Below are 14,625 nucleotides of genomic sequence, written 5' to 3'. Positions count from 1 at the left end.
CACGGAGACGTGACACGGAGATGCGGGGCCCGGCGAAACGGGAGAGACCCGTTCGGGCCTCGCATCCGTATCTCTCATTGGAACAACCGCGGTCGAAAGCCCGAGCAGCCGGAACGACACCGCTCGGCGCAGCCGCCGCGGTCGGCACGAACTCATTCGGAACCCTCAGAGGAAGACGGCCGGATGCCCGAGTATGAGCAGATCAACTTCTCCGAGCTCGCGAAGCACGCCCGGCGGATGCAGGGCACGGTGGCCGACGCACAGCTCGACCTGCGGAACGTCGAGGCCACGGGCCACAGCGCGGACGGCATGGTCACCGCGACCCTCTCGGCCGAGAGCCGGGTGGTGGACCTGCGGATCGACCCGTCGGTGATCGACCCCGACAACCCGGAGCGGCTGGTCCGGCTCCTCGTCGAGGCCATCGACAGCGCCCACGACACCGTCACCGAGCAGCGCACCGAGGTCATGTCGGGCATCACGGGCGGCCTGCAGGACATCCTGGCCGGGCTGAACGGCGAGCAGAACGACAAGAAGAGGCCCGCCGTCGCACCGCGCTTCCCCGAGCGCCGTTCCCGGCGGTGACCGCGCCCGTGCAGCAGACCGTGAGCGTCGAGGAGCTCTGATGTCCCGGATCATCTTCCACCGGCCCGCCAGGGTGGTGCCGCCCACGCTGCCCACCGACCCAGTGGTGCTCTCCGCACCGCCGCAGCCGGTCGGCAAGGACAGCAACGCCAGCTGGCTGATGCTGCTGATGCCGCTGCTGTCCAGCATCAGCATGGCCGCCTATCTGATGTCCGGCGGCCGGCGGATGCTGGTCCTGCTCGGCATCGCGTTCGTCGTGCTGTCCATCGGCGTCACCGTCGGCGTACGGATGCAGATGCGCGGGCAGGCCCGCAAACAGAAGCTGCGGGCCCGCGACCGCTACCTGGACCATCTCGTCGAGGTGCGGCGGGCCGCCCGCCAGGTCGCGGAGAGCCAGCGCACCCTCGCGGCCTGGCAGTTCCCCTCGCCGCGCCGGCTGTGGGCGATCGCGTCCCAGCGCCGCCGCGTGTGGGAACGCCGGGTCACCGACCCCGACTTCCTGAAGGTGTCCGTAGGCGCGGGCAACGCGCCGCTGTCGACGCCCATCCGGATGTCCACCCGCAACGACCCGACAGTGGAGTACGACCCGCGCGCCAAGACGGCGGCCGACCGGCTGGTCGACTCGATGTCCGTGGTCGGCGACCAGCCGGCCGTACTGGACCTCGCGAAGGCCGGTGTGGTCAGCGTGCTCGGGCCGCCCAAGGTGGCCCGCGAGGCGGTGCGTGCCCTGCTCTGCCAGATCGCCGTCCTTCACGCGCCGGACGACGTGGGCATCGCCATCGCGACCGGCGGCGAGGACTGGAACTGGGCCAAGTGGCTGCCGCACACCCATGAGCCGGACACCGGCGGGGAAGCCGGCGTGGTGCCCCTGGTCGCCGAGGACTTCGAGGGCATCGCCGACCATCTCCAGCAGGCTCTGGAGGCGGCCGCCCAGCAGCCGTCCCGCCGCCTGTCCCTGACCGACCGGGACGGCCCGGACACCCGGCGCCGCCTGATCGTCGTCCTCGACCGCTATCTGCCCCGGGCGGCCTGGGCCCGTTCGCCGCTCGCCGCCGAACTCCTCGCCGCGGCCGGCCCGCAGAGTGCCCTCACCGTCATCTGCCTGGTGGACCAGGAGAGCGACGAGCCGACCCGCGCCGACATCCGGGTGCGCCTCGACGCACAGGGCATCGTCACTGTGGAGGGCCGCCGCGCCGACACCCGCTCACAGGTCGACACGGCCGTCGCGGCCCGCGCCGAGCTGCCGCTGTGCGAGGCCGTCGCCCGGGCGCTGGCACCGCTGCGGCTGTCCGCGGAGGGCGAGGAGATCCTCGCCCAGACCATGTCGCTGCCCAGCATGCTCGGCATCGCCGACCTGGAGAGCTTCAACCCCGAGTCGCTGTGGGTCGAAGCGGAGGACGAGGAGGTGCTGCGCATGCCGATCGGTTTCGACAGCGGCGGCCAGCAACTCGTCCTGGACCTCAAGGAGTCCGCGCAGGGCGGCATGGGCCCGCACGGCCTGATCGTGGGAGCCACCGGCTCCGGCAAGAGCGAGCTGCTGCGCACCCTGGTCACCGGTCTGACCATGACCCACTCACCGGAACTCCTCAGCCTGGTCCTGGTCGACTTCAAGGGCGGCGCGACCTTCGCCGGTGTCACCGACCTGCCGCATGTGGCGGGCCTGATCACCAACCTGGTGGACGAGGTCGCCCTGGTCGACCGGGTCAAGGACGCCCTCGTCGGCGAACAGCAGCGGCGGCAGAAGATGCTCCGCGACGCCGGCAACATCGACAACGTCCGCGAGTACCAGCTGCGCCGCGCCGCCGGAGCCACCGGGCCGGACGGCCGCCCGCTGGAGCCCCTGCCGTATCTGCTGGTCATCGTCGACGAGTTCGGTGAACTGCTGGCCACCCGGCCCGACTTCATCGACCTCTTCGTCCAGATCGGCCGGGTCGGCCGCTCCCTGGGCATCCACCTGCTGCTGGCCACCCAGCGCCTGGAGGAGGGGCGGCTGCGCGGACTGGAGGCCAACCTCTCCTACCGGATCTGCCTGCGCACCTTCTCGGCGGCGGAGTCCCGGGTCGTCATCGGCACCCCGGACGCCTACCGGCTGCCGCCGATCCCCGGTTCCGCCTACCTCAAGGTCGCCGAGACGGTCCTGGAGCGCTTCCGGGTCGCACATGTCTCCGGAGTCCACCTGTCGGAAGAACAGCGCGCCCTCGCCGCCGGACCGCCGCCGACCGACCCCGTGCACTTCGCGCTGCGGCTGCCGCCTGACCCCGACGCGGAGCCGGAGGAGGAGCGCGAGCGGGCGCGCCCCATGCTGGAGGGGCCGAGCGAGATGCAGGTGATCGTCGAACGGCTCGGTACGGCAGGCCAGTTGGCCCACCAGGTGTGGCTGCCCCCGCTGCCCGCCGCGCTGGCCCTGGACGACCTCACCGGACCGGTCGTGGTCCGTCCGGAGCGCGGCATGTCCGCCGACTGGTGGCAGCACAAGGGTGCGCTGCGCACCCCGGTCGGCGTCCTGGACGTACCGCTCCAGCAGCTCCAGCAGCCGCTCGTACCGGACTTCGCCAAGGCCGGTCACCTCGCGGTGGTCGGTGCCCCGCAGACCGGCAAGAGCACCTTCCTGCGCACCCTGATGCTCTCCACGATGCTCACCCACACGCCCGCCGAGGCGCAGTTCCTCTGCCTGGACTTCGGCGGCGGCTCGCTCCAGCCCTTCGAACGGGCGCCGCACGTCAGCGGGGTGGCCGGCCGGCACGACCCGGCCCGTGCCCGGCGCGCGCTGGCCGAGGTGCACCAGCTGATCGCCGAACGGGAGCGGCTCTTCCGCCACCTCGGCATCGACTCCGCCGACGAGTTCCGACGGCTGCGCAACACCGACCGGCTGCCCAAGGGCATGCGCTCCGCCGACGTCTTCCTGGTGATCGACAACTGGGGTGCGCTACGCGGCGAGATGGAGGGCGTCGACGCGGCCGTCCTGGACATCGCGGGCCGCGGCCTCGGCGTCGCCGTCCATCTGGTGTTGACCGCGGGCCGCTGGGCCGACATCCGGACGGCGCTGCGCGACGCCATCTCGGCACGCCTCGAACTGCGCCTGAACGACCCGGGCGACTCGGAGATCAACCGCCGCGCGGCCCGGGCCTTCGGGCTCTCCGCCCCCGGCCGCGGCATGGCGCCCCCCGGCGTACAGTTCCAGGTCGCCCTGCCCCGGCTCGACGGCAAGGAGACCGCCGACGGCCTCGCCGAGGCGCAGGAGGAGGCGATCGGCAAGCTCGCGGCCTCCTGGTCGGGAGCCGTGGCACCGCCGATCCGGATGCTGCCCGAACGGCTCACCGCCGCCGAGCTGGCGAGGCGGATCCCGCAGGAGAACACGGCCACGGGCGTGCCGATCGGCATCGCCGAGAGCGACCTCGCCCCGGTACACCTCGACCTCACCGACGCCGACCCGCACTTCCTCGTCTTCGGTGACGCCGGCTCCGGCAAGTCCAGCTTCCTGCGCGGCTGGATGAAGGGGCTCGCCGGGCGCCGCACGGCGTTCGAGACCCGGTTCATCGTCGTCGACTACCGGCGCGCCCTGATGGGGGCGGTGGACGAGGAGTACGTCGGGGCCTACATCGGTGATGCCAACGCGGCTCAGGTCTACGTCGAGCAGGTCGTCGCCAAGCTCACCGAGCGGCTGCCCCCGCGGGACGTGACGATGGAGCGGCTGCGACGGCGTGACTGGTGGACCGGCCCGGAGTTCTACGTGGTGGTCGACGACTACGACCTGGTCTCCAACGGCCGTACGTCGCCGCTCAATCCGCTCATGGACTTCCTGCCGCAGGCGCGGGAGATCGGCCTGCACCTGGTGGTTGCCCGCCGGGTCGCCGGCAGCGCCCGTGGTGCGATGTCCGAGCAACTGCTCACGAGAGTGAAGGAGTTGGGTACCGCCGGTCTGGTGCTGTCCGGGGATCCGCGCGAGGGTGTGGTGCTCGGCAGCGAGCGCGCCGCCCAACGCCCGCCCGGGCGTGGCGTCCTGATCGGCCGTCAGGGTCCGCCGACCCTGATCCAGGTGGCCCTGGAGGCGTGAGGAGACCGGCGGGACGGGGTCCGTGCGACGGAAGCGGAACGGTAAACGTTCACGTGCGCGGAACCTCCGTCTCGTCGGTGATCGCTACGCTGCCCCCATGGCGGTGCAATCGACGGCGTCCTTCGTCGGAAGGGACGCCGAACTCGCCCTCATGGTCGCGTTGTCGGCCGACGCCGGCGCGGGGCGCGGGCGGGCTCTGCTGATCGAGGGCGAGCCCGGGATCGGCAAGTCCGCGCTCCTGTCGGCCGGCCTCGCCGCCGCCGAGCCGCACGGCTTGCGGGTGCTGCGCGGGCAGTGCGAGGAAGTGACACAGCGGTTCCCGCTCCGGGCGCCCGCGCAGGCGCTTGGAGTGGACGGGCTGGCCGCCTGGCACCAGCGGCCGTCCGCCGAAGACCCGCTGACGACGGCGATCGGGCAACTCGCCGGTCTGGTCGACCGGTTGTGCGCCTCCGGCCCGTTGGCACTGGCGGTCGAGGACCTGCACTGGGCGGACGAGGCGAGCCTGCTGCTGTGGGAGCGTCTGAGCCGGGCCACAACCCGCTTGCCCCTGCTGCTGGTGGCGACCCGCCGCCCGGTACCGATCCGGCCCGAACTGGACCGGCTGCGCCACGAACTGATCGACTCCGGCGGGATCGTCGTCGCACTCGACGGCATCGCGGAGCCCGAGGTGGTGAAGCTGGCGACCGAGCGGCTGGGCAGCGCTCCGGGGCCGCGACTCTCCCGGCTGCTGGCGTCGACGGCCGGCAACCCCTTGTACATAGGGGAGGTGCTCCGGTCGCAGACAGACAGGGCGGAACGGGTCACCGACGCCCCACAGGAGACCGTGGGGTGGCCCGCCCGGGTGATCGCGGACCGGCTGGACTTCCTCTCGGCACCCACCCGCGACACGCTGCGCACGGCGGCCGTCCTCGGCCCGGACTTCTCGGTGGCCGAGCTCGCGACGGTGGCGGGGGAATCGCCTGCCGCCCTGGCCGGCGCGGTCGACGAGGCCCTGGCCGCAGGCGTGGTGGAAGCAGACGGCGCAGGACTGCGCTTCCGGCACGGGCTGATACGGCGGTCCCTCTACGAGACGATGCCCACCGCCCTACGAGCCGCCCTGCACCAGCACGCCGCGCAGACGCTGATCGCCGCCGGGGCTCCGGTGGAGCGCGTCGCCGCCCTGGTGGTGCCGGTACTGGCGGAGGCCGAGGGCTGGGAGGCGGGCTGGATCGCCGAGAACGCGGCCGCCCTGGCGGCGCGTGCCCCCGAGAGCGCGGCAGGGCTGCTGGAGCACGCCCTGGCCCGGCTCGACGGAGCCGATCCACGCCGCGCCGACGTCGAGGACCGGCTCCTTGCCGTGGCCTTCCGTCTGGGCCTGGACGAGCAGGCGGAGCGGATGGCCCGTGACATCGTCGTCAGCGGTGGCGAACGGGCCGGGCGGGCCGCGTGGTTCCTCGGCTCGACCCTGTTACGCGCCGGTCGGCGCGAGGAGGCCGTCACGGTCCTGGCCGACGCCGCCGAGTACGCCGTACCGCTGTGGCGGGCCCGCGACGCGGCGCTGCGATCGACGGCCCTGGTCCGTCGAGCCGGCAGCGACGAGGCGCGGCAGGCCGCCGAGCGGGCCCGCACGGAGGGGCAGCGGCTCGCCGACCCCCTCAGCACGGCCCAGGCCCTGTACACGCGCTCGGTACTGCGTACCCTCACCCACGACTTCGAAGGTGCCCTCGCCACCACGGACGAGATCCTCGCCCTCGCCGACGGGAACGAGGCACTCGTCGACCTGCGGCTCGCGGTGCTGGGCGACCGTTCGGCCGTACTCATGGCGCTCGATCGCTTCACCGAGGCCGAGGCGACGGCGCGCGAGGCCCTCACGTCGGCCGAGCGGACGGCGAGGCCCCGCGCTGTCGGCGCGCTGCGCACCCGGATCGCCGAACTGCGCTACGCCACGGGCCGGTGGGACGACGCCCTCGCGGAACTGCAACCGGTCCCGGACGTCCCGGACCCGGTACGGCTGCCCGGCGCCGGGCAGGCGTTGCGGGCCCTGATCGCCGGGCAGCGCGACGACTGGGGGGAGGCCTCCCGGCACCTGGCGGCCCTCGGCGACCGCCGGGTCCTGGACGAGCGGGCGGTCGACTCCGCGGGCATCCTTCGGGCCTGGGCCCTGGAGGCCGAGCACGCCGCTCGCCCGGAGCGGGTCGTCGAGGTGCTCATGCCGTACCTGATCCCGGACGCCGGGGAACGGGTGATCGATGCGAACGCTCTCCTGCCCGTCCTGGTCCGGGCCGCGCAGGAGTGCGGCGACCTGGCCTCGCTACGGGCCGTCGCCCGGGTGTGCGCGGCGGAGGCGAAGAGCGGGCAACGGGTGGAACTGGGCTGGTGCGCCGGCATGCTGGCGGGCGAACCGGCGCCGGTGCTGGCCGCCGCGTCGTACTACCGTGCCTCCGGACGGCGGGCGGCACTGGGCAACGCCCTGGAGGACGCGGCCGTCGTACAGGCGGCCGGAGGTGATCTCACGGCGGCCCGTGCCACGCTCGCCGAGGCGCTGGACGTGTACGTGGCGCTGGGCGCGGAGTGGGACGCGCGCCGGGCCACCGCCCGCCTGCGGCCCTACGGTGTCCGCCCGGGAGTACGGGGCGCCCGGCAGCGGCCGAAGAACGGCTGGCAGGCGCTGACCGGCACCGAGCGGCGGGTCGCCGAACTCGTCGGTCAGGGGCTGACGAACCCCGAGATCGCCGGGCGACTGCTGCTGTCCCGCCGGACGGTGGAGACCCATGTCTCCCACATCCTCACCAAGCTCCGGATCAGCTCCCGCCGCGAGGTCGCCCTGCATGTCCGGCGCGAGGAGGCGTGAGCGCGCCTCCGGCGCCTGGTGACCACCCGCGTCACACCTGGCGCGGCGCGATGCTGGACGTGTCGGCGCTCAGAACCGGGCGTGGGCCGGAGCCGGGCGCTGACCCGGATGACACCGGACCGGGGCCGACGAGGTGTGTCCGCCTACCGCCGTACGCGCCCGCGGGGCCGCCCCGTTGCGGTCGCCGAGGGCCTCACGCAGGGCCCGCAGGGCGTTGTGGGTGCGCGACTTCACGGTGCCCTCCGGGACGTTGAGCGCCTCGGCCGCGTGCCGGACCGGCCGGTGCAGGAAGTAGACCTGGGTCAGCACCGCGAGATGGGTCGCGGAGAGCCCGGCCAGCGCGGTGCGCAGCACCTGGCGGTCGAGGACCTGCTCCAGCGGCTCCGCCGCCACCGGTATCGACTCCAGCGGGTCGTCCTCCACCTCGGTGGGACGCGCCGAGCGGGCGCGCAGCATGTCGATCGCCAGCCGTCGCGACACCGTCAGCAGCCACGGACGTACCGCCCGCGGATCGTCGGGGAGGATGTCCAGGTTCCGCCACGCCCGGAGCATGGTCTCCTGGACGAGGTCCTCCGCCGCCGCCCGGTCCCCCTGGGTCCAGCCGAGCAGACTGCGCATCAGGGAGTTCTTGTTGACGTCGTAGATCATCCGCATCTTCTGCTCCGCGGACTGCGGTGCGCACGTGCCTGCCTCGGGTGCGAGTGCCGTCGTCATGAGCTGCCCCATCGTTTGCCGACCGATGGGACGAGCCTGCGCCAGTGGGGATACGGAGACATCCGTGAGCCTCACTGAGATCCCGGAGACACGGGAGAGCGCCGTCTCAGTGAGCCGGGGTGGCCGCTTGGCCGAAAACCCAGTTTCCCCACGCGTAACCCGAAAGGGAGTGTCACCTCATGGAGAGGTTCTAGAGTCATGAACATGCTCGGACAACAACTGCATCCGGTGATCGGGCGGGACACGGAACGAGCCCTTCTGGAACGGCTGGTCACCGACGTGGCCGCGGGGCGCGGCGGAAGCCTGCTCATCGAAGGGGAACCGGGCATCGGCAAGTCGACCTTGCTTGCGCACGCCCTGGCCAAAGCCGATGCCACCGGCTGCGAGGTGCTGACCGGGCAGTGCGACGAGCTGGGCCGGCGGTTACCGCTCTCGAGCATGACGCGGCTCCTGGAGGTCGAGGCCGGTTCGGCCGATCCCCGCCGCGCGGAGGCCGCGCTCGCCCTGGAGCAGCCGCAGGAGGCGCCGGGCTGGACGATGCGCCTGCTCGCCGGTGACCCGGTGGTGGCCGCGACGGAACAACTGCTCGTACTGGTCGACCGGTTGTGTGCGTCCGGCCCGCTGGTGCTGGCCGTGGAGGACCTGCAGTGGGCGGACGACGCCAGCCTGCTGATGTGGCGTCGGCTGTGCCGGGCCTCGGTCCAGCTGCCGCTGCTGGTCGTCGGCACCTGCCGGCCGGCGCCGGGCCGGCCGGAGCTGGAGGCGCTGCGCCGCGATCTGCGGTCCCGTGGCGGGCAGTCGGTCTCGCTCGACCAGTTGCCCGAAGCCCAGGTGGCGGAGCTCGCCGGAGTGCTGGCGCGGGGGGTTCCCGGACCGATGCTCACCGAACGGCTGCGGTCCGCGGCGGGCAACCCGCTCTACGTACGCGAACTCCTGGACGCCCTGGCGCGCGTGGGCGCGCTGGACTCGGCGGACGGACACGTGGAGCTGACGGCGACCGGCCGGGACGTGCGGGAGCTCAACGCGCTGACGGACGTGATCGCGGACCGGCTGGCCTCGCTCTCGGCCGACGCCCAGGAGGCACTGCGCGCCGCGTCGCTGCTCGGGCCGGAGTTCTCGGTGACGGATCTGGCGGCGGCGGTGGGCAGCGGGGCGGGCTCCCTCCTGAGGGTGGTGGAGGAGGCGCTCGGCGCCGGCGTCCTGGAGTCCGCGGGGTCCCGGCTGCGCTTCCGGCACGGCCTGCTGAAGGAGGTGCTGTACGAAGCCATGCCGACCCCGTTGCGTACGGCGTTCCTCCGGCGCGCGGCGCAGGAGCTGATGGCCTCCGGGGCGCCGGTGGAGCGGGTGGCCGAGCTGATCCTGCCGGTGCTGGGCACGGCCGAGGACTGGGAGTGGGAATGGCTCGCCGGCAACGCCGAGCGACTCGTCGTCCGGGCCCCCGTCGTCGCCGCGGAACTGCTCGAACACGCCCTGCGGCAGGCGCGCGCGGACGACCCGAGGCTCCCCCTGCTCACCGCGCAACTGGCCGCGCTCTACTTCCGGATGGGTCCCCTGGACCGTGCGGAGGAGCTGGCCAGAACCGTGCTGCGGCAGGCGGCCGACTACGAGCTGATCGGCCGGGTCAGATGGCTGCTCAGCACCATCGGGATGCGGACCGGCCGCTACGGGGACGTGGTCGAGAACTGGCGCGCCGCCACCGCCGACCCGCGGCTCGGGCCCGTCTGGCGCGCCCGGCTGCTGGCCCTGGTGGCGCTGGCCCGGCATCTCCTGGGCCAGACCGGCCGGGCCCGGATGGCGATGGCCGAGGCGCTGGAGGAGGGCAGGAAGCTGGGCGATCCGACCGCCGTCGGATACGCCCTGCTCGCCGCTTCCGTCATGCGCAGCCGGTACGGTGACCAGGCCGGCGCGCTGGCCGTCAACGGCCAGGCACTGGCGGAGATCGGCAACGATCCGGTCCTCGTCGACCTGCGGCTCATCCTGCTGGGCCACCGGGTCATCGAACTGGACGGTGTCGACCGCCTCCAGGAGGCGGAGGAGGCGCTGGTCCAGGCTCGTACGCTCGCGGAACGGGTCGGAGCGACGCGGCTGTCGATGACCCTCGTCCAGAGCGCCGAGAGGTACTACGAGCACGGTCGCTGGGACGACGCGCTGGCCGTGCTGGACGAGGTCACCGACCTCCCGCCGCTCTGGCGGCTGTCCCGCCAGGGCCTGCTGGCGCTGATCGGCGCCCGCCGCGGTCAGTGGCAGGAGGCAGCCGGTCACCTCGACGCCCCGGGCGGCGGAAAGGTTCCGTCGGGGGGACCCGTGGCAGCCGCCTACCTGCTGTTGGCGCGCAGTCTCGTGGCCGAGCACGCGAGCCGGCTCCCCGAGGCCGTGGATGTGCTCGCGGAGCTGCTGACCGACCCCTACGCGCACGATGTCGGGAACCACCCGGAATGGCTGCCCGCCCTGGTCCGGCTGGCGCTGGCCGCCGACGACCGGCAGACGGCGAGCGCCGCGGCACTCGCCGCCCGGCAGGAGGCAGACCGCCGGCCGATGCCGCGGGCACTGGCCGCCGCCGACTGGTGCTCCGGACTGCTCGATCAGGACCCGGCCCGGCTGCTCGTCGCCATCGACTACCACCGCACCGCCGACCGGTCGCCGGATCTGGGCAACGCCCTGGAGGACCTCGCGGCGGTCCAGGCCGCGTCCGGAGACCTCGACGCGGCCCGTGCCTCGTTCGACGAGGCCCTCGCGGTCTGGGCCGAGCTGGGTGCGGACTGGGACGTACGCCGTGCCGCCGCCCGCCTGCGCCCCCTGGGCCTGCGCTCCGGCAGCCGTGGAGCCCACCTGCGTCCGTCCTCCGGCTGGGAGGCGCTGACCGCGACCGAACGGCGCGTCGCCGACCTGGTCGCCCAGGGCCTGTCCAACCCTGACATCGCCGCCCGCCTGCTGCTCTCGCGCCGCACCGTGGAGACCCATGTCTCCCACATCCTCACCAAGCTCCAGGTCCGCTCCCGGCGCGAGGTCAACGCCGTCGCGGGATCCGGATCCGGGACGCCGGACCACCGCGGTTCGTCGGCCGCCACAGCGGCGACTGCGGATACGAGCCGTCCCGGGTTCTCCTCCGGTGGCGGAACCCACCGCCCCGGTTCGGGAACACCACCCCGTGCGGCGGAGCGCGAGTGACCTGGCGAGGGTGGCGGTCAAGCCGTCGCGGAACACGCGGCCGGGCTTTCGCCTCAGCCGCGGACGCCGAGGGACGTGGGGGCCCGTTCGGTGAAGGGGGCGGCCGACTCCGGCGCCGGACGCCCCACCGAGTGGTGGGCGTACGGGGTGTCGGTGAACGACGGGGGAGTGCCAGGGGCTTGTCCGTCCCTCCCAGCCCCAGGGCCACTCAGCGATCATGAAGGTGCGCTTTCGATGGTTTCCGTCGCAGGGCGTGTTCTTCCTCTCCGGAGTTCTCGCTTCGCCGGGCAAGGCGAAGCAGCGCCGAGGGGCGTCCTCGCGTCCGCATCACAGGTGAGGTGTTCAGGCGCGTGCGGGCCGGATGGGGTCTCCGCGCAGGTGCCGCCCGGAGCCGAAGGAGAGCCGAACCGGCGCCACTCGCCGGTTCGTCGGCTGATCGGCGAACGGCCGCGGTTCGCGTAGGACGAAATGTAGGAACCCGGCCCCGGGTCTGACAGGTCCCCGTTCGGGGATCTGTGCCCGTCCTCGCGGCGCCGCCTACGGTGTCGTTGCACTCGATGCGCCGACGGCGCGCTCATCCAGCCCCCTCCGGTGTCACCCTGTGCGGGCCCGAACTCCTCCGGGGCGACCGGTTCCCCGTGCTGCGGCGACGCGACATCCGGAGCGGGCCGCACGACGCGCACGCCCACGTGCCCCAAGTCCGCGGCGCGTGCCCACAGAGCGGCCACACCCACAGGAGGTACCGCGTGACCAGCACCCACAACGAGGCCGTGACCCTCGACGGCGACGGCGGCGCACGACTGTACGAGCAGGCAGACGAACTCCGTGCCGCCGGGCCCGCTGTTCGTGTGCGCATGCCCGAGGACGTCGTCGCGTGGTCGGTCACCCGCGGGGACATCGCCAAGCAGCTCCTCGTCCACCCGCACGTCTCCAAGGACGCGCGCAAGTCGTGGCCCGGACACCGGCCCGGCGCCATACCGTGGCTGTATCCGTGGGTCGACGTGATCAGCATGTTCACGTCCGACGGCGACGACCACACCCGGCTGAGGCAGCTGACCGGCAGGGCGTTCACGGCCCGCAGGATCGAAGCGATGCGGCCCGCGGTGGAGGGCATCGTCACCGATCTCCTGGACGCCCTGGAGGACCGTGACGCCGACGAACGCGTCGACTTGCGCGCCGAGTTCGCGCACGGCGTGCCCAGCCGAGTCATCTGCGACCTGTTCGGTGTCCCCGCCGACCAGCGGCCCGAGATGCTCCGCGTCATCGGCGCCGTGTTCGCCACCGACGTCACGCCCGAGCAGTCCGAGGCCGTGGGCAAGGACCTCTACCGCGTGATGCACACCCTCATCGAGGCCAAGCGCCGCACGCCCGCCGACGACATGACCAGCCTGCTTCTGACCGCCCACGAGGAAGACGGCGACCGGCTCAGTGAGACGGAGCTCATCTCCACCCTCATCGCGGTGATCGGCGGTGGCGCCGAGACCACCGTCGCCCTGATCGACGCCGCTGTACGCGAACTCCTCACCCACCCCGACCAACTCGCCGCCGTCCTCGCCGACCCGGCCCGCTGGACCGACGTGATCGACGAAACGCTGCGTCTGCACCCGCCGATCATGCACCTGCCGTTGCGGTTCGCCACCGAGGACATCGACCTCGGCGAGGGCGTCACCGTGCGGGCCGGAGACGCCATCCTCATCGGCTTCGGCGCCCCCGGCCGCGACCCGGGCGTCCACGAGGACCCGGCCGCCTTCCACATCGACCGCGCCGACAAGCAGCACCTCGCCTTCGGCCACGGTATCCACTACTGCCTCGGCGCCCCGCTCGCCAGGCTCGAAGCCGAAGTCGCCCTGCCGGCCCTGTTCGACCGCTTCCCTCGCCTCACCCTCTCCATCGCCCCCGGCGAACTGGAGCCCCAGCACTCCTTCATGGGCAACGACGTCGTGGAACTGCCCGTCGTGCTGGGCGCCGCGCACCGGCCGGCCGGTTCGGGCACCTCGGTGGCCGCCCGGCCGCTCACCGAGGGCGGTCGGTGAGCGGCCGACCCGCACCTTCCCCGTTTGACGAGCCACTCCAGGACGCGCTCTGCCTCCGCCTCGATCTGCGGCACCTCCGCCCGGAGCGGGGTGCCCTCTTCGACCGCCGCCGAGGCAGGGCGCCGTCGCCGGCCGGTCGGTCAGACCGCCTTCGCTTCGGCTATGCGCATGGACCCCGAAGCCTCCGTCACACCGGTCAAGCGGAAACCGGCGCCTTCGAGGAGTACGGACAGTTCGCCCACCGTGCGTTCGCGGCCGCGGGTGAGGGCGAGCATGATCACGTCCATCGAGAGCGCCGTGGGGTCCGGCCGCTCGTCGGGCAGGACGTTCTCGATGACGAGCAGTGTGGCACCGGTGGCGGCGGCGTCCCGGACCGTACCGAGGATGCGCGCCACCCGTTCGTCGTCCCAGTTGTGCAGGACGTGCATCAGGATGTAGGCGTCGGCTGCGGGCACGGCGCTGAAGAAGTCCCCGGCCCGCGGCGTCAGCCGTGGCTGGTCGGGGAAGGACAGCGGGTCGATGACACTCGGCTGGTCGAACAGGACGCCCTTGGCGGCGGGCACGCTGTCGAGGACGGCGCGCAGCAGGTGCCCCCGGCCGCCGCCGATGTCGGCGATCGTGGCGAACGGCGTGAAGTCGTAGGCCTCGACGATCGCCGGGATGTCGGCGGCGGCCTTCGAGGTCATGGCCCGGTTGAAGATCTCGGCTTCCTCGGGGTGGCCCTGCAGATAGGCCCACAGTCCGGCGGGGTCGAGCACGTCGATGCCAGGTTCCCCGGTGGTGACGGTGTGCGGAAGCTGGGCGAGGCCGTGCCAGTGGAGCGGCAGTCCCATCAGACGGGCGAGGGGACGCGCGCTCATCGGATGATCGCCACGCAGCAGACGGGAGGCGGGGGTGTGCGCGTATCCGCCGTGCCGCTGCTCGAACACGTCGTGCGCGGCCAGCAGCCGCAGTACGCGGTGCAGCGGGTCGGGGTCGGCGCCGCACGCCGCCGCGAGTTCACCGACGGGTACCGGGTCGTCGTCGATGTGGTCGGCGATGCCCAGGTCGGCGACGGCCTGGAGGCAGCGTGCGGTGTAGGCGCTGTAGATGTGCGCGTGGATGATCTCGTGGGGTTGCTGTGTCATGACCGGCGGGGCTCCAACTCGGCGGGTCGGCACGTGCGATCGACGTCGGAAACGTAGGAGCGCGCGCTCCGCGCCCGACAGGTCCACGTTCGGGGATCTGTCCGTGTCCCCGTGGTA

At 72.9% G+C, this 14,625-nt stretch carries 7 protein-coding genes; 5 read left to right on the top strand and 2 right to left on the bottom strand.

The features are described 5' to 3' along the window. Nucleotides 1–183 precede the first annotated feature (183 nt). The 3 genes from AB0D59_RS14530 (at nucleotide 184) to AB0D59_RS14520 (ending at nucleotide 7,466) form a co-directional block, all read left to right on the top strand. On the top strand, nucleotides 184–582 hold the full coding sequence (locus AB0D59_RS14530; protein ID WP_351710697.1) for a YbaB/EbfC family nucleoid-associated protein: 399 nt from the start codon (nucleotides 184–186) through the stop codon (nucleotides 580–582). Nucleotides 583–622: 40 nt separating this feature from the next. Beyond that, on the top strand, nucleotides 623–4,636 hold the full coding sequence (eccCa, locus tag AB0D59_RS14525; RefSeq protein WP_362564752.1) for a type VII secretion protein EccCa: 4,014 nt from the start codon (nucleotides 623–625) through the stop codon (nucleotides 4,634–4,636). A gap of 97 nt (nucleotides 4,637–4,733) precedes the next feature. Continuing rightward, on the top strand, nucleotides 4,734–7,466 hold the full coding sequence (locus AB0D59_RS14520; RefSeq protein ID WP_362564750.1) for an AAA family ATPase: 2,733 nt from the start codon (nucleotides 4,734–4,736) through the stop codon (nucleotides 7,464–7,466). A 69-nt stretch (nucleotides 7,467–7,535) separates the two neighbouring features. Here the strand turns inward: AB0D59_RS14520 and AB0D59_RS14515 are convergent, their stop codons facing one another. Then, nucleotides 7,536–8,180, bottom strand: a complete 645-nt coding sequence (locus AB0D59_RS14515; RefSeq protein WP_362564749.1) for a sigma-70 family RNA polymerase sigma factor — start codon at nucleotides 8,178–8,180, stop codon at nucleotides 7,536–7,538. 204 nt (nucleotides 8,181–8,384) lie between these two features. Here AB0D59_RS14515 and AB0D59_RS14510 point away from each other — a divergent pair, with 204 nt between their 5' ends. Both AB0D59_RS14510 and AB0D59_RS14505 read left to right on the top strand, forming a co-directional pair. Then, nucleotides 8,385–11,348: an AAA family ATPase gene (locus AB0D59_RS14510; RefSeq protein ID WP_362564747.1), complete on the top strand. Its 2,964-nt coding sequence runs from the start codon at nucleotides 8,385–8,387 to the stop codon at nucleotides 11,346–11,348. A gap of 746 nt (nucleotides 11,349–12,094) precedes the next feature. Further along, a complete protein-coding gene (locus tag AB0D59_RS14505) occupies nucleotides 12,095–13,381 on the top strand; it encodes a cytochrome P450 (RefSeq protein WP_362564745.1) in 1,287 nt (428 codons plus the stop codon). Nucleotides 13,382–13,521: 140 nt separating this feature from the next. Here the strand turns inward: AB0D59_RS14505 and AB0D59_RS14500 are convergent, their stop codons facing one another. After that, the gene (locus tag AB0D59_RS14500) at nucleotides 13,522–14,508 is read right to left on the bottom strand and encodes a methyltransferase (protein WP_362564743.1); all 987 of its coding nucleotides are present in this window, start codon (nucleotides 14,506–14,508) and stop codon (nucleotides 13,522–13,524) included. Nucleotides 14,509–14,625 lie beyond the last annotated feature (117 nt).

The organism is Streptomyces sp. NPDC048417 (assembly GCF_040651615.1).
Classification (GTDB): Bacteria; Actinomycetota; Actinomycetes; order Streptomycetales; family Streptomycetaceae; genus Streptomyces.
Note: the sequence above shows the minus strand (reverse complement) of the source record. Positions and strands in the feature narration are given on the sequence as shown.